Genomic DNA, 19,108 nt, shown 5'->3' on the forward strand with positions numbered 1-19,108 from the left:
GCCTGCCGCTGCAGGCCGCTTTCGCCGAGCAAGACGCCCGTCTCGCCGGAAGCTCCGGTCTCGGAGCCCTCACCCCGGCGGCGGCCCACCACCGACCCGGGCTGGCCCCGCACCGGCCACCCGCAACCCAACGCCCAAGGCCCAAGGCCCAAGGCCCAACCCCGCCGGAAACACCCCAACCCACTCGGGAAGGCCCCCGCGCATCCGACTCGAACCAGAGACCGCCCCCGCAGGGTGACGGCGTCGCACGGTGAGGTGGACGTGCGGCCGGAGTCGGGTGACGAAGGGCGCCGGGCCGTCATGGGCTCGGGCGGCGGTGGTTGTGCGCGGTGGTAGCTGTGGGCAGCCGCCATCGGCAGCCGCCGTCGGCGAGCGTGGCGGGCAGGGTTGCCGGGCCGTAGGCGGCACGTTTCTGCACAAAAGCGTGCACCGGCTCTCCTCTGCGTCGGGGTGGGGGGTTACAAAGGGGGCATGAAACAGGACGACGCCGGCACCGGCCCATGCGATACCGAACCGGGCGGCACCGACCGCGTCCGGTCCGACTCCGGATCCGTCGAGGGTGCCGCGCTGCGGGATCGTGCCGATGCCGTGTTGCGGGAGCTGGTGGGGGGTGAGGCTCGGCTGCGGGAGGATCAGTGGCGGGCCGTGGAGGCGCTGGTCGCGCGGCATCGGCGGGTTCTGGTGGTGCAGCGCACCGGGTGGGGCAAGTCGGCGGTGTACTTCGTGGCCACCGCGCTGCTGCGTGCCCGGGGGGCCGGGCCCACCGTGATCGTTTCGCCGTTGTTGGCGCTGATGCGCAATCAGGTCGATGCCGCCGCTCGCGCCGGGATCCGGGCCCGGACCATCAACTCGGCCAACGTCGACGATTGGGACGCGGTCCAGGCGGAGGTCGCCGACGGCACGGTGGATGTGCTTCTGGTCAGCCCGGAGAGGCTCAACAATCCCGATTTCCGGGACGGCGTGTTGCCCAAGTTGGCCGCCACCACCGGGCTGCTCGTGGTCGACGAGGCGCACTGTGTCTCCGACTGGGGGCACGACTTCCGGCCCGACTACCGTCGCCTGCGCACCCTCCTCGAGGAGTTGCCGGCGGGCGTCCCGGTCCTGGCCACCACCGCCACCGCGAACGCCCGGGTGAGCACCGACGTGGCCGAGCAACTGGACCCGACCGGCGACGCGCTGGTGCTGCGCGGCGCCCTCGATCGGGAGAGCCTGTCGCTGGGCGTGTTGCGGCTGCCCGATCCGGTCGAGCGGCTGGCCTGGCTCGACACCCACCTGCCCGAGCTGCCGGGCTCGGGGATCGTCTACACGCTGACCGTCGCCGCCGCCGAGGAGGTCACCGCGTTCCTGCGCTCGCGCGGCCACGCGGTCGCCTCGTACTCGGGCCGCACCGAGGATGCCGAGCGGCGGGTCGCCGAGGCCGATCTGCTGGCCAACCGGGTCAAGGCGCTCGTCGCGACCTCGGCCCTGGGCATGGGCTTCGACAAGGGCGACCTGGGCTTCGTCGTGCACTTGGGCGCCCCGCAGTCGCCGATCGCCTACTACCAGCAGATCGGCCGGGCCGGACGCGCGGTGGAGCGGGCCGACGTACTGCTGCTGCCCGGCCGGGAGGACGAGGCGATCTGGCGCTACTTCGGCTCGCTCGGCTTCCCCGCCCGCGAGCAGGTCGAGCGCACCCTGGCCGCGCTGGAGGGAGCCGGGCGCCCGCTGTCCACCCAGGCCCTCGAACCCCTGGTGGAACTGCGCCGCAACCGCCTGGAGCTGATGCTCAAGGTGCTCGACGTCGACGGCGCGGTCAAGCGGGTGCGCGGCGGCTGGATCACCACCGGGCACCCCTGGGTCTACGACGCCGAGCGCTACGCGCGCGTGGCCGCCGCGCGCGAGCACGAACAGCAGTCCATGCGCGACTACCAGGCCGACGGCACCTGCCGGATGGAATTCCTGCGCCGCTGCCTGGACGACCCGGGCGCCGCCCCGTGCGGGCGCTGCGATACGTGCTCCGGGCCGCGCCACGACGCCCGGGTGGATCCCGCCTCGCGCGACGCGGCACGCGCCGCGCTGGGTCGGCCGGGCGTGGAGGTGGAGGCGCGCCGGATGTGGCCCACCGGCATGGCGGTCACCGGGGTCGCGTTCAAGGGCCGCATCCCCGACGGCGAGCAGGCCGCTGCGGGGCGGGCCCTGGGCCGCTCCTCGGACATCGGCTGGGGCAACCGGCTGCGCCCGATCCTGGCCCCCGGCGCGCCCGACGCGCCCGTCCCCGACGCCGCGTTCGCCGCCGTCGTCGAGGTCCTGGCGGGGTGGGGCTGGCAGCGGCGCCCCGGCGGCGTGGTCACCATCGCCTCGCACACGCGCGGCACGTTGATCGACAGCCTCGGCGAGCGGCTGGCCGAGGTCGGCCGACTGCCCTGGCTGGGCCGGGTGGAATACGCGCCGGGCGCCGGCGGCCCCGCCCCGCGCAGCAACAGCGCCCAGCGGCTGCGCACGGTCGCCGACGCGTTCGTACTGCCGCCCGACGTCGCCGAGCGGGTGGCCGCCCTCGGCGCCCCGGTCCTGCTGGTCGACGACCGCACCGACACGGGGTGGACGCTCACCGTGGCGGCCCGCCTGCTGCGTCGCGCCGGCGCCGTCCAGGTGTTGCCCCTGGTGCTCATGATGGAGGGGTGACCCGCGCCGGCCGGTCGCCCGACCCGCCCGAGTCGATCGCCGGGTCGTCACTCGGACGTAGCGAATGATCACCGGTACGTGTTGCCGAGTTCGTCGGCGTCACGCAAGAATCGACAAGGCGTTCTCTTCACTTTCCCGTGCGGGCCCCCGCGGCGCCGCTCCGCCGCGAGCCGCCCGTAGTCGGAGCGTGCGCCGCTGTCCGCCATGGACGGAAGGAGGACCGTGCACATCGCCGTTACCGCGTCCCCGGCGCCGGCCCACACCGGCACGCCCCCGGCCAGTCCCTCCCGCTGGTTGGACCCGGAGTCCTGGCGCGCGCGCCGGATTCCCCTGCTGCGCGATCCGCGAGCGCTGCTCAAACGGCTCCACGACCTGCACCGACCGGCCGCCCGCACGGCGGTGGTCGCGGTCCTGGATCGGTCCGAACGACCGGTCGCCAGCGCGTCCTTCGGCTTCGGCGAGGGCCGCACCGACGGCTGGCGCTGTCGCAATCTGATCCTGGCCAACCTGCGCCTGATCGTCCCCGACGACCTGCGCCGGGGCACGCCCACGCACACCACGGTGCTGGCGGTGCATCGCGAGGGCGGCCGCGGCTGGGCGGCGGACGACGGCCGCTGGATGTGGGGGCTGCACGACGCGTGCGTGCTGCACGGTCTGCGCTGCGGCGCCTTCGCGATCGTCGCGGAGGACGGCTGGCAACTGGTCGCCGACGGGCGTCGCGGACGTACTCCCGCACTGCCCCCGGGCCGCGACGGCGGTCCCGGCGCCGGAACGCCGATCAGGGCAGCGGGCATCGCCCCGGCCCACCCCGCGACGGAACTGCCGCAGGTGCGCTACCTGCCGGAGACGGGGCCCACTCCCCTGGTACGACCCTCCGCGTCCTGATGGACACGTGTGTGATCAGGCGGTGAGACCACGCTCGGCGAGCCAGTCGACCAGATCGGTCGTGACCGTCAACGCGTGGTCCTGGACGAGTTCCGGGCTCTGCAGCCGCATGCGCAGATGTTGCGCGTGGAACGGCTTGATCCCGGAGATCAACTTGCGTACCCCGAACACGTTGCAGAACGCCCGGTCGTCACCGGCCGAGAAGGCGCGGTCCCATTCCTGGCGTTCTTCCCCGATGAGGGTCGTGTAGGCGTACCGGTTGAGATAGCCCGACAACATGTCGATGACGGTGCTACAGGCCCGGTACTGCTGTATTTTCAGCCGGTCCTCCTGGTCGCTGAGGAACCGGTCAAGGAGCTGCGCGATCGACGGCGATTCCGACATGGCAACGAACCGTAGCCGACCTTGGCGATTCGCGGGGCAGGGGGCCCGAGTTCGGTCGGACCGGATACGGCCGGGCCCCCTACGTGCTACGACGTGTTACGCGACGCCGGTGAGCGCGCGCACCCGCTCCACGTCGCCGCAAACCGTGACCGACGCCCCGGCCGTGAGCGCCGCGGTCAGGATCCGACCCGCGTCGGCGCCTTCGGCGAAACCGTTGACCACGACGACGACCGCGGACCGCCGCAGCGGACGCGAGGCCGGCAGCGACGCGTAGAACACGTCCTTGCCCTCGTCGTACTGGCGCCAGTACTGCGCGGCGCCGAACGTCTCCTCGTGCTGCTGCCACGGGTGCGGCCCACCCGTGGTCAGCACCAGGATCGCGCCGGGCTCGGTACCGGCCTCCAGGAGCGCGTCGACCGCGTCGTCGGCGACGTCGAAGACGTTGTCCGCGGTGGCGGGGATCAGCGTCACGCGCGGCGTCGGCGAGGCGGACAGGTCGGGGCCGGGCTTGGCCGCACCCGGCTTCGGGGGACCGGGCTTGGCCGGACCGGGCTTGGCGGCCGCGCTCGCCTGCCGCGGCACGGCGGGCTTGGGCGGGCCCGGCTTCGGGCCGGGGCGCGGTCCGGGCTTGGGCACCGCGCCGGACGGACGCGGCACGGACGGGGTCTCTGCTGCGGACGTCGTGTCCGCGGTGTTTTCGGCAGTCACCGGATTCACAGTCATGTCTGGGGAAGGCTCGGTTCGTTCGTGGCGGTACCGGGATGCCCGGCGGTGAGGAGACGCGGGGAGGGATCGGTGGAGTCCCGTTCCCCGGAGAACACGCGCGGCATGGTGGCAGTCCTATCAAAGCCGCGCGGAGCGTGCCCACCCAGGGTGCTCCTGGGGTGTGGCCCGGGCGTACGACGGCGCATACTACGATGCCCCGTCAGCTCGGCCGGATCAATCGTCCACCACCACCCCGTGCTCGATCACCAAAGCTGCCAGCCCCTCCGCGTAGCCCTGACCGACCGCTCGCAGACGCCAGGAGTCGCCGCGCCGATAGACCTCGGCCAGGATCATGACGGTCTCGTCGCCTCCGCTCAACCGGAATTCGGCGAGTCGACGGCAGGTCACGGGGTCGACGATACCGACGGTCACCGGCACCTGGGCGAAGGTGGTGCCACTCGTCGCGTCCAACGCGAGCGCGACCACGACCCGACTGCGGCCGGCGGGCAGCGTGGTGACGTCGATCTCGACCGAATCCGAGCCCGGTTCCACGTCGTTGGTGGTCCCGGTCTGGAGTTTGCCGGCCAACCGCACCGCCCCGCTGGCGTGTACCGGTTGGTTGAAGAACACCAGGTCGCCGTCGTCGCCGACCCGCCGATCGTCGTCGAGGACGAGGGCCACCGTGTCGCCGTCGACCTGCGCCGGCGCCCACCACGCGGCCTCGATCCGCACCGTGCCCGCGAACGGGCCCAGGTCCTCGATCGTGACCGCCTGCCCCCGCGTGAGCCCGCGCGGCGGCGCGACCGCCGGCCGCGGCGGTACGGTCGGCGCCGGGCCCGCGGTGGCCGACCGCGCCGACACCTCGCCCGACGCCGGGTGTTCCGGCTTCGGCGGCACCGAAGGGACCGGCGCGGGCGGCACCGGCACCGTCGGCCGCGGCGGCGTGCGCGTCCCCGAGCCCGGCGGTACCTGCGGCGGCGGCGTCTGCGGCCCCGGCACGGGCGGCGGCGTGCTCGGCCCGGCGTCCGGCACCGGCGGCACCTCGGGCGGCGGCGGCAACACGTCCGGGACGGTCGCCTCCAACACCTCGGCGGCCGACGACCCGGCCGCGACCGGCAGATCGGCCGCGGTCGGCGGCGGCGGGATGCTCGGCAGCGTCGCCCCCGTACCCGGCACCGGCGCCGGCGTGGTGGCGGACCCGGCCCCGGACATCGGCGCGCCCGACGCGGACTGCGCCTCGGTGACCTCGAACGCCTCCGTCGGCGCCGACGACGCGTCCGGCCCGAACGCCTCCGTCGCCTCGAATGCCTCGGTCGGCTCGGCCACCGCGGGCAGCACGTCCGAACCGTCCACGGGGGTGTCGTAGGGTCGGTACGGCCCCGGCGTGAACGACCCGGCGCCGGCCGGCGCCGAGGCGCTGGGCCTGGGCAGCAGGAAGCCGCTGGTGGTGCGCGGCATCCCCGGCACGGCAAGCGCCAACGAGGCGGCGGCCACCTGGGAGGCCGCGTCGGCCGCGCTGCTGCGCCCGCGCTCCAGGTCGGCGAGCAGCGCCAGGAACACCGGCTCGATCAGCACCCGGATGCCGCGCTGCCGAGCCCAGTAGGTGCGGTCCGCGGACTCGTCCGGATCGGCGACCACGAGCACGTCCACCCGGTCGTGGATGCCGGACGCCACGGACAGGTCCGCCCGGGCCATCCGCCGCTCCAACTCGCCCCGGGTGACCGCGAGATAGCCGTGGAACAGCACGTGCAGACCCGACTCGAGCGGCCGCCCCCGAGCCAGGATGCGCGGCCCGCCGCGACCCTCCTCGACGGTGGAGCGGGCCATCCCGACGATCTCGTCGAGCGCGGTGCGCGGAATGCCCAACTGCGCCGCCACACGGGTCAGATCGGCCCGTTCCTCCCGGTCGATCGGCCCGGCGGCGACCATCGAGGCGGCCAGCGCGGTCACGTACAACCGGTCCAGGTCCTTGCGCTGCTCCTCGGAGATGCCCAGGGAGACCGCCAGTTCGGCGAGGTCGATCGCCTCCTGCGGGGTGATCACCCGGTCCTCCAGGGCCGCGTCGAGCACCGCCAGGTAGCTGTCGGGCCCCTCCCCCACGCCGGTCGGCGGCCCGTACGCGCGGGCCTTCTCCAGGTACGACACCGCGTCCCGGCGGCGCACCTGCTCGGCCTCCTCGCGGGCGCGCCGGGCCGTGTGCGCGTCGTCGCGGGTGAACACGCGCGGCGGGTCGGCGCCGCGCCGCGGCCAGTTGAGCGAGGCGGCCACGGTCCGGGCCTGCTGCCAGTGCCGGGCCTCGCCCGCGCCGCGACTCAGGTAGTGCTCCAACAGGCGCGCCGTGCCCATCGCCTTGGCCGCCGCGCCGTGTCCGCCGTCCACCGGCACCCCGGCCGCCTCGCAGCAGGCGAGCAGCGTGAACCTGGGCGCCTCCGGCAGGTGGTGCGGCGCCTCGCGCATCGTGCACACGGTGGTCAGCGGTGGCACCGTCGGCCGGCCTCGGCGCTGGAACTCGCGCTCGACGAAGCCGATGTCGAAACGCGCGTTGTGCGCGACCACGACCCGCTGTCGGAACAGGTTGACCAGCCACGGCGCGACCTCGGCGAAGGTCGGGGCGTTGACCACGTCGTCGTCGAACAGCCCGTGGGCCTGGAAGTCGCCGGCGGGACCCTGCGGATCGAGCAGGGTCGTGAAGAACTCGGTCACGCGTCCGTCGAGATCGCATTGCGCGACCGCGATCTCGATGATGCGATGTCGATGTGGGGACAAACCCGTCGTCTCCACGGCCACCACCGAGTAGCCGGGGCATTCGAGGCGATCACCGATGCGCACAGTCACCCCCCAATGATGATGTGCCCGGTGCGGACTCCTTCGGTCGCATCCCGGCAAGCCCGACCTGCGGCGCGCGTCCACGGTACGCGCTCGCGACCGGTGCGGGGTACGGCGCGACCGATCGGGCGTAACCGTAGCGCTGGTGACGAGTCATCAGATATGACACGCGGTCAGGACGCGCTCTCCGAGGGCTGCGGCTTGCCGACCCGGATGCCCTTCAGGACGGTGTCGAGCGTCGCCTTGTCCGGAGCCCCGGCGGTGATCCCCATCTTGAACAGCACGCACGGGTATCTGCCGCGCTCGTTCCTCTCGTCGATCACCACCGCCTGCGCCCAGGCGGACTCCGCGTTCATGCCCAGGTCCTCGGGCTTGCCCGAGACCCGGCCGCGCAGGACGTAACCCGGGTGACCGTCCACCGTGATCGCCTTGTCCAGTTCCATGCTCTCCAGCTTGACCTTGCCGTTGCTGCCGCCGCTCACGTCCTTCTTCAGATCGGCGACCAACGCGGCCATGGAGTCGGCCTTGCGCGTGGTCAGCGTCACCCCCGCCACGTAGCACTTGCGCTCCGCCTGGAACCGGGTCTCGACGTCGGATCCGCCGCTGCGGGTCGCGGACTTGCTCGGGCAGGGCCCCTCCACCGCCTGGTCCGCCGGGGAGTCGGGGTCGGGGGTGACCCAGTCCTTGAACCTGGGCACGGTGAGCCCGGTGCCGGGGTCGGTGAGCGTGCCGTCCGTGGCCACCGTCGTGCCGCCGTCGTCGTCCCCGCCCAGGAGCACGATCAGCGCGGCGATCAGGCCGCCCACCACGACCAGCGCCAGCACGCTCAACCCGATCGCCTTGCCGCGGCCGGGTCGGGCGGCACCGGGGGGTGGCCCGATCGGCTGATAGCCGCCGGGATATCCCCCCTGGGGGTAGCCGGCGTGCGGCGGACCGGGCGGGGCGCTGACCGGCGGTGGCGGAATCTCGCCCTGCGCACGGGCCCGGGTCGAGGCGGTCCACTGCGCCCCGTCCCACCATCGCTCGGACCCGGGAGCCGACGGGTCTTCGTACCAGCCGGGAGGAATCGAGGCAGTCACCCGCGTGACGGTACAACCGGCCCCGGCGCGACACGAGCACCACCCGGCAAACGTGACCGTTCGGAGACGCGAACATCCCGAGCGGGCGCCGATCAGCCCAGGTCGAGGCCGAGTTGCCCGTCGACGGCCGGCTCCACGCGGGGTCGCTTCAGATGCCGCCACGCGGGCAGGTCGTCCCAGTACGCCCACGACATGCGGTGGTGGGGCGTGGGGCCGAATTCGGCCAACGCGGCGCGGTGCACCGGGGCCGGATAGCCGGCGTTGCCCGCGAAGCCGTACTCGGGGTACTTCTCGCCGAGCCCGGCCATCATCGCGTCGCGACGCACCTTCGCGAGCACCGAGGCCGCCGCGACACCGACGCAGGACTGGTCGCCCTTGATCACGCAGCGCACGGCCCACGGCACGCCGAGGAAGTCGTGCTTGCCGTCCAGGACGATCGTGTCGGGGCGGATCGGCAGCGCGGACAACGCCCGCACCGCGGCCAGCCGCAGCGCGGCGGTCATGCCGAGCGTGTCGATCTCCTCCGGCTCGGCCGCGCCGAACGCGTACGCCCGCACCCACGGCTCGACCGCGGCGGCCAGCTCCTCGCGACGCCGCGCGGTGAGCAACTTCGAGTCGGTGAGCCCCGCGGGCGGTACGGACAGGTCGGTGATCGCCGCGGCGACCAGCACCGGCCCGGCCCACGCACCACGCCCGACCTCGTCCACGCCCGCCACCACACGTGCGCCCCGAGCGATCAGCTCCCGCTCGACGTCGTAGGTCGGCGCCGCGATCCGCCCGCCGCCCCGACGCGGCCCGACGACCTTCTTGCCGGCGGCCTTCTTGCCGCCCACCTTCTTGGCGGCGATCGTCTTGCCGGCGACTTTCTTGGCGGCGACTTTCTTGGCGGCGGCCTTCTTGCCGGCGACCTTCTTGGCACCGACCTTCCGGCCGGCAAGCGTCTCGGCAGCGGCCTTCGGGCCCACCGTTGCCCTCGGCGCGCTTCGCGTCGGGGGGTGCGGCGTGGTGTCGGCGCTCGGCTCCGGGGCCGCGGTGTTCGCCGGGGAGTTCGTCGGTTCGGCGCTGGACTGCTTCACGTCTCCACCGTAGGTCACCCGTCAGCGGTGGCCGACCACCGTCTCGCGCTCCCCCTCGGCGATCGAAAGCGGCGGCTTGGGCTCGAAATAGGTCGACACCCCCGCCGCGCGCAGCCGGTCGCGCAGCGCCCGCGCCCCGGCCGCGTCCGCCAGCGCGGCCTCGGCCGCCGAGGCCAGGTCCAGTTCGACGCCGTCGTGGTCGGTGACGGTGCCCGTGCCGGCCCGACTCGGCCGCAGCCGGCCCCGTCCCGACTCGACCCACGCGCACTCCAGCAGGGCGGCCAGCGCCTCGGCGGTGTCCTCGCCGTGCCGGGCGATCAGTTCGCCGCCCCGCCCCTCCACCAGCAGGCCCAGCACGCCGCCGAGGGTGATCGGATACTCCGCGCCCGCCCGCCGCGCGGACATCCCGAGCGCCGCCGCCCTACGGGCCAGCCCGAATCCGAGCAGGTGCTCCAGGAACGCCTCGTCGGACAACTTCACCAGACCGTCCAGCGGCGCGAACCCGTGCCGCCCGAGGTGCCCGTCGTCGTCGGTGGCCAGCAGGTACGGGTGCACGTGCGCCAACAACCGCGGTTCGGCCGGCACACCACCCACCGAGTCCGTACCGGCGGGTGTGCCCCGTCCGTCCGTCGGCCGCGCCCGCAGCCGCTCGATCCGGGTCACGAGGGCCGCCTCCGGCTCGCTCCCGGCCCTGTCCCGCTCTCCCCGAAAAGCCCGGAATCCGGCGATCGGGTCGCGCGGTACGCACCCCGCCGCCATCCCCGGCACCAGGAGTTCGTCCCGGAACCGTCGCCAGTCCGCCCGCACAAGCGCCAGCTCGGTCAACGCGTCCACGACCGCCTCGGTGCCGTACGCGCGCGCGGCGGCCCGATCGGCGGCCCGCTCCTCGAAGCCCACCACGGGCGCGCACACCCGCCGATACAGCGCCGCGTAGCCGGCCGCCATCCGGGCCGACGCACCCCGTCCGGCGAACGCGTCGGCCAGGCCGACCACCGCGTCCACGCTGTGGCAGGCGATGCGGTCCGCCAGCGGGGGTCGGCGGCGGCGGGAATGGCCGAGCGCGTGCGCGATCACCACCCGCAGCCGGCGGCCGGTCATCACGTGGGGCAGCGTGCCGCCGAGGACCAGGTGTCGGCGCAGCAGGGTCCCGGGCCGGCGCACCACCCGCAGTTCGCAACCCGCGCCGCCGGTCAGCACGATCCCGTCCGGGACCGGCACCCGCAGGTCGGCGGCCACGTCCTCGACCAGCTCCCACAACACCGGCTGCGCCGCGGCGTCGACGGCGAGTCCGGCCGGCAGCCGGCGCGGGCCGGTGAGTTCGAACAGCAGGGCGACCACCGCGACCACGCCCAGCCCCCACAACACCGCCGCGCCCGAGGTGAAGAACCGCCCGTGGTCGACGATCGCGCCCGTGGCGAAGGCCACGACCAGAAGCGGCAGCGCGAGCACGACATAGAGCACGCCGAGGAGCAGCACCCCGGCGAGTGCGCGTAGGCCCGTCCGTGCGCCCATCGGTCCCCCTCGAGGAATATTCACCCGTTCGAGGACGACCCTAGAGCCTGGCCCACGACCCGCGCGGGATCCGCGGGCATCCGTGCGCATCGACCGACAACCGACCGCCCGCCGAGCGCCGAGGCGCCGGGGCGCCTCTAGGGCAACAGCGGCTCCAGCAACCGATGCGGCCGCCGCATCGCCCGGGTGACCGGATCGTCCCGGCGCAGCAGGTTCGCCCCCGGCCCCGGCGCCACCTCGGTGTCCGCCGGCGCGACCGGCGCCCCGCACACGGCGCAGACCCCGTGCGGATCGACCGCCCCGCCGCAGCCCTCGTGCCGGTAGATCCGGCAGGCCACCCCGTTCTGCACGTGCTGCTCGCCCCAGCGGGACATCGCCCGCAGGATCGGCCACAGGTCGATGCCGCGCTCGGTGAGCACGTACTCGTCGCGCGGCGGGGACTCCTGATAGCGGCGCCGATCCAGCACGCCCGCCTCGACCAGCGTCTGCAACCGGCCGGAGAGCACCGCGCGCGGGATGTCGAGGTGCCCGAGGAAGTCGCTGTAGCGCCGCACGCCGTAGAAGGCGTCCCGGACGATCAACAGCGTCCAGCGCTCGCCGACGAGTTCGAGCGTGCGGGCGAGCGAGCAGTCCTGCTGTTCGTAGTCCTTGCCCAAAGCCATGCGAGCACTTTAACCCCGGGTCGGTTCATTCATCGAACCAATAGGTGCTACGTTGCTCCGGCACCTTCGGTTCATTCACCGAACCGACGTCGCCAGGAATCGTAATCCGGGGAGCACGAACATGTCCGTCGCCACATCCACCGCCACGCGCACGACATCCGCGACGCCCGAGCCGACCCTCGACGGAAGCGGCGCCGACCGCACCGTGCCGGTGGTGGCGCTGGGCACGCTGTTGCTCCTGGCGACCTACACGATGCCGATGGCGATCGTCCCGGACACCGTCCGCGACCTGCACGCCGGTCCGAGCGGCCCGGCCTGGATCCTCAGCGCCATCGGCCTGGGTCTGTCCGCCGCCCTGCTGATCACCGGCAGCCTCGCCGACGACCTCGGTCGCCGCCGGGTGTTCACGGCGGGCGCGCTCGGCCTCGCGCTGTCCTCCGTACTCACCGCGCTGGCCCCGTCGCTGCCGCTGTTCGTGGTCGGCCGCGCCCTCCAAGGCGTCGCCGGCGCGGCGATCATGTCCGCCGGGCTCGGCCTGCTCGCGCACAACCACCGGGGCGCCGCTCGCGGGCGGGCGATGGCCGCCTACGGCTCCTCGATCGGCGTGGGCATGGTGCTCGGACCGCCGGCCGGCGCCGCCCTGGTCCAGTTGCACCGGTCCGCGCCCTACTGGTTCACCGCCCTCGCCGCGCTCGGCCTGGCCGTCGTCGCCCGCGGCATGCCCGAGTCGCGCGCCGAGCACCCGCGCCGGCCGGACGTATGGGGCACGCTCACCCTGGGCCCGGGCCTGATCGCGCTCACCGCCGCGCTCATCGAGGGCCGCCGGGGGTGGCAGCGCCCGGTGGTCGACGCGCTGCTGGTGGCCGCCGTACTCCTGCTGGCCGGCTACGCCGCGACCGCCCTGCGCGGCCGGGCGCCGATGCTGGACCTGCGCATGTTCGCCCGGCCCGCGTTCCTGGCCGCCACCTTCGGCGCGCTGATCGCCGGCATCGCGGTGATCGCCATCGCCGCCTACCTGGCCACCGTGTTCCAGGGCACCCTCGGCCTGAGCGCCCTGGACTCCGCGCTCCTGCTCGGCCTGTGGTCGGCCATGGCCGCGATCACCGCCTTCGTCGTCGGCCGGGTGCACGTGCTGCCCGATCCCGCCCACCGCTTCGCCGCGGGCCTGCTCGTCTCCGCCGTCGGCTTTCTGGGCCTGTACGGGATCGGCCCCGCCGACTCCTGGCTCCGGGCCGTACCGGGCCTGCTGGTCGGCGGCTTCGGGGTCGGCCTCGTCAACACCGCGCTGGCCCGCCTCGGGGTGGAGAGCGTGCCCGCCGACCGCGCGAGCATGGGCTCCGGCGCCAACAGCACCGCCCGCTACACCGGCGCCTCGATCGGCGCCGCGCTCGTGGTCGCCCTCGTCGACGCGGGCGGCATGGACCTGGCCATCCTGATGGCGGCCGGCGCATCCCTGCTCGGCGCCGTCGTCGTACTCGGCCTCCGGCGCGCCGAGCGGCGGGCGTAGACCGAGCGGCCCGCACCGGCCGCGCGGCAGGCGGCCCGGGAGCACAACGGCACAACCCGCGGGAATACCCTCGGCATCAAAGCGAATAAACCCACAAAGCCGCCCATGTCGGACACCCGCCGGCGACGCCGAGCCCCGCGTCTGGAAAACTCGGGTCATGTGACGAGCGACGTGCAGACACCCACGACGGATCGACCCGCGGCGCCGGCGGGTCGCCGTCGTTTCCGGGCACTCGCCAACGCGATCATCGAGCGTCCGTACCTGATAACCGCGGGTCTGATCGGCCTGATCATCGTCACCGGGGTGAACGGCCCCGACTGGCCGGCGCAATACTTCCGCACCTGGCTGATCCGCGACCACGGCACCTACCTGTGGAACAACCAGTGGTACGGCGGCCACCTGCTCCCGGGCTACAGCATCCTCGCGCCGGTGATCGCCTCCAAGATCGGCACCGCCACCCTCACCGCGCTGTCCTGCGTCACCTCGGCGTGGGCCTGGGACAAGCTCCGGGTCGGCGCCAACGACTTCGCCCGCCAGGTGGGCAGTTGCTGGTTCGCGGTGATGTGCAGCGTCGACTACCTGATCGGCCGCACCCCGTTCGCGCTCGGCGTCGCGGCGGGCATGCTCGCGATACTGGCCGCCCGCCGCCGGCACCCGCTGTGGGCCGGCTTCGCCGCGTTGTTGTGCGGCCTGTCCAGCCCGCTGTCCGGCGCGTTCCTGATGCTGGTCGCGCTCGCGTGGGTGCCCCGGGAGCGGGTCTGGCCGACCCGGCTGTGCTTCGCCCCGGCCGCGCTCGGCCTGGTCGCCGCGCTCGCGTTCCCGAACGAGGGCATGTTCCCGTTCCCGTGGTGGCGCTTCCTGCCGATCCTGGCCTTCGCCGCGGTCGGCCTGGCGATACTGCCCAAGGAACTCGCGAGCGCCCGGCGCTTCCTGTGGCTGTACGCCGCCACCGCGGTGATCTTCTTCTTCGTGCCGACCTCGCTCGGCGGCAACCTGGCCCGACTCGGCGAGCTGACCTCCGGGCCGCTGATGGCGGTGGTCCTGCTCTCGGCCGGCCGGCGCCGGCTGGTGGTGCTGCTGTCCCTGCCGCTGCTGGTCTGGCAGTTCCAGTCCGCCGCGCTGGCCATCACGCACGACATCAAGGACTCGCCGGGCGAGAAGCCGCAGTACTACGCGGGCATGCTCGACTACCTCCAGAAGAACAACACCCACCCGCTGGGTCGGGTGGAGATCCCGTTCACGCGCGGGCACTGGGAGTCGGTCTTCGTCGCCGAGAAGATGCCGCTGGCGCGCGGCTGGGAGCGCCAACTGGACCGCAACTACAACGCGGTGCTCTACCAGGAGGACCTGACCGTCGAGGAGTATCGCGACTGGATCGACGACACGGGCGTACGCTTCGTGGCCCTGCCCGACATCCCGATCGATCCGTCGGCGATCCCCGAGGCCGAGCTGATCCGCAAGGGCATCCCGTGGCTCAAGCCGGTCTACACGGAAAAGGACGGTCGCTGGCAGATCTGGGAGGTGGAGAACCCGAGCCCGATCGTCGAGGGGCCGGGCGAGCTGACCGAGCTGACGCCCAGCCGATTCTCCTTCGACGCGCACTCCGCGGGCACGTTCGTGGTGAAGATCCACCCGACCTTCTGGGTGACCGCCGACCGGCCCGAGATCGTGATCAAGGCGACCAAGGACGAGTGGAGCGAGATCACCGTCGACCGCCCCGGACCGGTCACGGTCTCCGCGCGCGACGCCAAACTCTTCAAGGGCAAGGGCAACAAACCCTGACCCGCGCCGGCCGGCCGGGGGCGGATCCGCGAGCCGCCCCCGGCCGACTCACGGCGCCGGCGGCGCGTCCGGGTCCAGACCGCCGGCCCACTTGGGCGCCCGGGGCTGCCACGCCTCGACCTCGGCCAGCAGGCTCGCGGCACCCCGCGCGACCAGCAGCGTCGAGCGCAGATCCGGCTTGAGGAAGCCGTTGGCGGTCATTGTGTCCAGCGCGGCGAGCAGCGGACGCCAGAAGCCGTCCACCTCCAGGACCGCGACCGGCTTGGCGTGGATGGCCAGGTGCTGCCAGGTCCAGACCTCGAACAACTCCTCCAGCGTGCCCGCACCGCCGGGCAGCGCGACGAAGGCGTCCGCCCGGGCCGCCATCGCCGCCTTGCGCTCGTGCATGGTCTCGGTGACCCGGAGATCGGTCAGGCCGCGGTGGGCGATCTCGCGATCCACCAGCGAGCGCGGCATCACACCGATCACCTCGCCGCCCGCCGCGAGACAGGCGTCGGCGACCGCGCCCATCAGACCCACGTGCCCGCCGCCGTAGACGATCCCGACACCCGCCTCCGCGAGCCCGCGGCCGAGTTCGGTCGCCGCCTCCCGGAACCGGGGCGAGACGCCCGACGCCGACCCCGCGAACACCGCTACCCGCATGACGGGCTCCCCTCGTCGACGACCACCGTGGTGGTGTGCGCAGAAAAATACGCCGATCGAATTCTGCCGAATCCGGTCACGCCGCCGAACGGCGGTCCCGTCCGGGGCGGCGTGGTCGAGCGTCGTCGGCCGGCCGCCGAATCGATGGCGAATCGAGTCGATGAATCGCCTCTCACCCGCCGTGACGGCGGCACAGTCCCGGCATAGAAGGGCAAATTCGGCCATCGTCGGCGGCCGTCACCGAACCCGACGTTGACGGGAAGACCCCTCGCCACGGCAGAATGCCCGCGTGCCCGCCACCGAGCGCCCTGCCTCGGACATCCCGTTCGAGCGGCTGTTTCCCGATCTGGACGACCATGGCCGTGAACGCCTGGTCGCCGCCGCGAGAGCGCTCGATCTGCGCCGCTCCCTCGACGACCCCGCGCGCTGGTTCTGGAACGAGCCCGACCCGCTGAGCCCGGAACCCGAGCCCGAACCGTCGCCGCACATCCTGGGCACCGCACTGCTCCTGTACGAGGCCGACGGGGACTGGCTGGAACTGGGCCTGGACGTCTGGCAGCTGGACGGGCCCTTCGTCAGCGTCACCGCCACCGTCGAGGTGGCGTGCTGGTGCGACACCGACCACAACATGCACGCGGTCCAACGCGCCGAATGGCCGGCGTCCACCGCGCAGGCGTTCCTGGAGGCGTTCCACACCGCCGCGCTGTCCGTGATCCGCCGCATCGAGGGCCCGCGCGACCCGCGCGACCTGCGCGCCCGCGCGGGGCTGCCCAACCCGCCCGAGCCACCCCCTGAGGATGACCCCGCCGCCCCCCCGAACGGCCCCGTGGTCTGAACCACCGATTCATCCGAACGAAGGATTTTTTCGCGGCACACCGGTGATTCCTCGGTGGACATTGCGTCATGGCCCGCCATACATCGGACAATCCGGCGTCCTACCTCAATGCCCACCTGCATCCCATCGGTCCCGGCGTGAAAAACTGGGCCCGTCATGACACACGCTCTGGACGGCCGCATACCCCTGGGGGAGCCCACATCGGGCGCGGGCGGGACCGCCCGCCGTACGTGGCGCCGACACGCGCGCATGGTGCTGATCGGAATCACCGAGCACCCCTACGTGATCACTCTGGCCCTGGTCGGCCTGCTGACCGTGCTCGGCATCAACGGCGCCGACTGGCCGGCCCAGATCTTCCGCGCCTGGCTGGTGCGCGACCACGGCGCGGTGTTGTGGAACAACCAGTGGTACGGCGGGCATCTGCTGCCCGGCTACAGCGTGATCACCCCGGTCCTGGCCGGCGGCATCGGCACCCGCCTGCTCACCGCGATCTCCTGCGTCACCGCCGCGTGGGCCTTCTCCCGGCTGCGCCTGGGCCGCGGGGATCTGGCCCGCCGGGTGGGCAGTTGCTGGTTCGCGGTCATCGTCAGCATCGAATACCTGATCGGCCGCACCCCGTTCGTGCTCGGCGTGGCCGCCGGCCTGATGGCGATCCTGGCGGCCCGGTCCGGGCACCGGGCGTGGGCGGCGGTGGCGGCCGGCTTCTGCGGCCTGGCCAGCCCGCTGGCCGCGGCGTTCCTGCTGATGATCGCGCTGGCGTGGGTGCCCTCCGAGCGGGTGTGGGCGACCCGGTTCAGCCTGTCGCCGGCCGTGCTCGGCCTGGTGATGTCGCTGGTCTTCCCCGGCGGCGGCGACTTCGCCTTCCCGCTGTGGCGGTTCGCCGCCATCCTGGGCTTCGCCGGCGTGGGCCTGGCCCTGGTGCCGCGCACCGAGGTCAGCGCGCGCCGCTTCCTGTGGTTGTACGCGCTCTCCTCCACCGTGCTGTTCCTGATCCCCAGCGCGGTGGGCGGCAACGTGGCCCGGCTCGGCGAGTTGTGCGCCGGTCCGCTGATGGCCGTGGTGCTGCTCTCGCTGGGCCGCCGCCGCCTGGTGATCCTGCTCGCCGTGCCGCTGCTCGCCTGGCAGTTCTCCTCCGCGGGCAAGGCGGTCGCCTTCAACAACCAGGACAGCACCGGCAAGAACTCCGCCTACTACACCGGGATGCTCGACTTCCTGGAGCGGGCCAATCTGCCGGTGGGCCGGATCGAGATCCCGTTCACCCGCGGCCACTGGGAGACCGTCTACGTCGCCGAGCACATGCCGCTCGCCCGCGGGTGGGAGCGCCAACTCGACCGCGCGCACAACTCGGTGCTGTACGGCCCCGGCCTGGACGAGGCGCAGTACCACGCGTGGGTGCGCGAGACCGGGGTGCGCTTCATCGCCCTGCCCGACGTCCCGCTGGACCCGTCCGCCAAGCGCGAGGCGGAGATCCTGCGCGCGGGCGCCGACTGGCTGGTCCCGGTGTGGTCCGACCCGCACTGGGTGATCTGGGAGGTGGCGGACCCGGTTCCGCTCCTGGACGGCCCCGGGCAACTGGTCGACATCACCCCGAGCGGCTTCACCCTGCTCGCCCAGCAGGCCGGCACGTTCACCGTACGGATCCACCGGACCAGCTGGTTCGTCGCGAACAAACCCAATACGAGCATCGGCGAGACCGAGGACGGCTGGACCGAGGTGACCGTCACCGAACCCGGTGAGGTCACCATCACGGCGAAGGCGTCGGCCGTCCTGCCCTGACGGGGGCGGGTAGGGTAATTCGGGTTCATGCCCTGGTGGAAAGGTAAAGCAGACCGATGGCCGAGCACCACGACCACTCCAGCCACGATCACCACGATCACGAAAAGGGCCGGATCTTTGTGATGGGCCGCCCGGTGGACTCGTACCCCGCCATGGCGCCCGAGGCCGCGCGCGGCAAGGTCCTGCGCGTCACCGTGGTCGGCGAGGAAGTCCTGCACCGGCCCTGCGCCGAGATCACCGAGTTCGGCACCGACGAGCTGAACACCCTGATCGACGACATGTTCCTGACCATGTACGTCGCCGACGGCGTGGGCCTGGCCGCGAACCAGGTCGACGTCGGCATCCGGCTGTTCGTCTACGACTGCGTGGACGAGGACGGCCACCGGCACGTCGGCCACATCCTCAACCCGGTCCTGGACGAACTGCCCGCGACCGAACGGCACCTGGAGGAGGCGGGCGAGGGCTGCCTGTCCGTCCCCGGCCCGCACGAGGACCTGGCCCGCCCCGACCGCGCCATCGCCCGGGGTGTGGACAAGGACGGCAACCCGCTGGTGATCGAGGGCGAGGGCTACTTCGCCCGCTGCCTCCAGCACGAGACCGACCACCTCAACGGCTACCTGTACATCGACCGGCTCTCCAAGCGCGAGCGCAAGAACGTGCTCAAGGAGATGGAGTCGATGCGGGACGAGGTGTTCGCCAAGCGCGACGCGAAGGCCAAGCAGCTCGCGGGCTGACGCGGGAGCGCCTTCGAGCACGACACCGCGAACGACACGACC

General features: G+C 73.1%; 16 protein-coding genes. 7 read left to right on the plus strand and 9 right to left on the minus strand.

The genetic code is table 11. The features are described from left to right. Window positions 1-298: 298 nt before the first annotated feature. Window positions 299-430, minus strand: a complete 132-nt coding sequence (locus tag EMA17_RS55580) for a hypothetical protein (protein ID WP_281290576.1) — start codon at window positions 428-430, stop codon at window positions 299-301. Between the two features lie 41 nt (window positions 431-471). Between EMA17_RS55580 and EMA17_RS36900 the strand changes: the two genes are divergently transcribed. Both EMA17_RS36900 and EMA17_RS36905 read left to right on the plus strand, forming a co-directional pair. Further along, entirely contained in the window at window positions 472-2,661 is a 2,190-nt protein-coding gene (locus tag EMA17_RS36900; RefSeq protein ID WP_246127138.1) for a RecQ family ATP-dependent DNA helicase, read from the plus strand. A gap of 204 nt (window positions 2,662-2,865) precedes the next feature. Then, window positions 2,866-3,546 carry a hypothetical protein gene (locus EMA17_RS36905; protein ID WP_371863099.1) on the plus strand — a complete coding sequence of 227 codons (681 nt, stop codon included), beginning with the start codon at window positions 2,866-2,868 and terminating at the stop codon, window positions 3,544-3,546. Window positions 3,547-3,561: 15 nt separating this feature from the next. Here the strand turns inward: EMA17_RS36905 and EMA17_RS36910 are convergent, their stop codons facing one another. The 7 genes from EMA17_RS36910 to EMA17_RS36940 all read right to left on the minus strand — a co-directional run bounded on the left by EMA17_RS36910 (window position 3,562) and on the right by EMA17_RS36940 (window position 11,790). Beyond that, a complete protein-coding gene (locus EMA17_RS36910) occupies window positions 3,562-3,930 on the minus strand; it encodes a hypothetical protein (protein ID WP_126641566.1) in 369 nt (122 codons plus the stop codon). A 96-nt stretch (window positions 3,931-4,026) separates the two neighbouring features. Beyond that, on the minus strand, window positions 4,027-4,638 hold the full coding sequence (locus EMA17_RS36915) for a hypothetical protein (protein ID WP_126641567.1): 612 nt from the start codon (window positions 4,636-4,638) through the stop codon (window positions 4,027-4,029). 231 nt (window positions 4,639-4,869) lie between these two features. After that, on the minus strand, window positions 4,870-7,470 hold the full coding sequence (locus EMA17_RS55585) for a TerD family protein (protein ID WP_160161706.1): 2,601 nt from the start codon (window positions 7,468-7,470) through the stop codon (window positions 4,870-4,872). A gap of 164 nt (window positions 7,471-7,634) precedes the next feature. Beyond that, window positions 7,635-8,540: a DUF2510 domain-containing protein gene (locus EMA17_RS36925; protein ID WP_160161707.1), complete on the minus strand. Its 906-nt coding sequence runs from the start codon at window positions 8,538-8,540 to the stop codon at window positions 7,635-7,637. Window positions 8,541-8,632: 92 nt separating this feature from the next. Then, window positions 8,633-9,313 (minus strand): ribonuclease HII, encoded by a 681-nt coding sequence (gene rnhB, locus EMA17_RS36930; protein ID WP_126641694.1) that lies wholly within the window; start codon window positions 9,311-9,313, stop codon window positions 8,633-8,635. Between the two features lie 324 nt (window positions 9,314-9,637). After that, window positions 9,638-11,128, minus strand: a complete 1,491-nt coding sequence (locus EMA17_RS36935; RefSeq protein WP_126641570.1) for a M48 family metalloprotease — start codon at window positions 11,126-11,128, stop codon at window positions 9,638-9,640. A 137-nt stretch (window positions 11,129-11,265) separates the two neighbouring features. Then, window positions 11,266-11,790, minus strand: a complete 525-nt coding sequence (locus EMA17_RS36940; protein ID WP_126641571.1) for a winged helix-turn-helix transcriptional regulator — start codon at window positions 11,788-11,790, stop codon at window positions 11,266-11,268. Between the two features lie 121 nt (window positions 11,791-11,911). Between EMA17_RS36940 and EMA17_RS36945 the strand changes: the two genes are divergently transcribed. Then, complete coding sequence (locus tag EMA17_RS36945) at window positions 11,912-13,297, plus strand: MFS transporter (protein ID WP_126641572.1); 1,386 nt, start codon at window positions 11,912-11,914, stop codon at window positions 13,295-13,297. Window positions 13,298-13,456: 159 nt separating this feature from the next. After that, window positions 13,457-15,079 (plus strand): hypothetical protein, encoded by a 1,623-nt coding sequence (locus EMA17_RS36950; RefSeq protein WP_246127139.1) that lies wholly within the window; start codon window positions 13,457-13,459, stop codon window positions 15,077-15,079. Window positions 15,080-15,127: 48 nt separating this feature from the next. On the opposite strand, the gene EMA17_RS36955 is transcribed toward EMA17_RS36950, so the two are convergent. Beyond that, window positions 15,128-15,721 carry an LOG family protein gene (locus EMA17_RS36955; protein WP_126641574.1) on the minus strand — a complete coding sequence of 198 codons (594 nt, stop codon included), beginning with the start codon at window positions 15,719-15,721 and terminating at the stop codon, window positions 15,128-15,130. A gap of 289 nt (window positions 15,722-16,010) precedes the next feature. Here EMA17_RS36955 and EMA17_RS36960 point away from each other — a divergent pair, with 289 nt between their 5' ends. From EMA17_RS36960 to def, 3 genes are all read left to right on the plus strand, one after another. Continuing rightward, a complete protein-coding gene (locus tag EMA17_RS36960; protein ID WP_126641575.1) occupies window positions 16,011-16,556 on the plus strand; it encodes a hypothetical protein in 546 nt (181 codons plus the stop codon). 156 nt (window positions 16,557-16,712) lie between these two features. Continuing rightward, a complete protein-coding gene (locus tag EMA17_RS36965; RefSeq protein ID WP_126641576.1) occupies window positions 16,713-18,332 on the plus strand; it encodes a hypothetical protein in 1,620 nt (539 codons plus the stop codon). A 56-nt stretch (window positions 18,333-18,388) separates the two neighbouring features. Continuing rightward, window positions 18,389-19,066, plus strand: a complete 678-nt coding sequence (gene def, locus EMA17_RS36970) for a peptide deformylase (RefSeq protein ID WP_126641577.1) — start codon at window positions 18,389-18,391, stop codon at window positions 19,064-19,066. The last annotated feature ends 42 nt before the right edge of the window (window positions 19,067-19,108 follow it).

It is taken from the genome of Embleya hyalina, assembly GCF_003967355.1.
GTDB classification, from domain to species: Bacteria; Actinomycetota; Actinomycetes; order Streptomycetales; family Streptomycetaceae; genus Embleya; species Embleya hyalina.

What these genes read in the sequence shown, in the direction of transcription:
- EMA17_RS36940 (WP_126641571.1), bottom strand. Translation starts at nt 11,790, where the DNA reads ATGGCTTTGGGCAAGGACTACGAACAGCAGGACTGCTCGCTCGCCCGC.
- def (WP_126641577.1), top strand. Translation starts at nt 18,389, where the DNA reads ATGGCCGAGCACCACGACCACTCCAGCCACGATCACCACGATCACGAA.
- EMA17_RS36905 (WP_371863099.1), top strand. Translation starts at nt 2,866, where the DNA reads ATGGACGGAAGGAGGACCGTGCACATCGCCGTTACCGCGTCCCCGGCG.
- EMA17_RS36935 (WP_126641570.1), bottom strand. Translation starts at nt 11,128, where the DNA reads ATGGGCGCACGGACGGGCCTACGCGCACTCGCCGGGGTGCTGCTCCTC.
- EMA17_RS36965 (WP_126641576.1), top strand. Translation starts at nt 16,713, where the DNA reads ATGACACACGCTCTGGACGGCCGCATACCCCTGGGGGAGCCCACATCG.
- EMA17_RS36910 (WP_126641566.1), bottom strand. Translation starts at nt 3,930, where the DNA reads ATGTCGGAATCGCCGTCGATCGCGCAGCTCCTTGACCGGTTCCTCAGC.
- EMA17_RS36900 (WP_246127138.1), top strand. Translation starts at nt 472, where the DNA reads ATGAAACAGGACGACGCCGGCACCGGCCCATGCGATACCGAACCGGGC.
- EMA17_RS36955 (WP_126641574.1), bottom strand. Translation starts at nt 15,721, where the DNA reads ATGCGGGTAGCGGTGTTCGCGGGGTCGGCGTCGGGCGTCTCGCCCCGG.
- EMA17_RS36945 (WP_126641572.1), top strand. Translation starts at nt 11,912, where the DNA reads ATGTCCGTCGCCACATCCACCGCCACGCGCACGACATCCGCGACGCCC.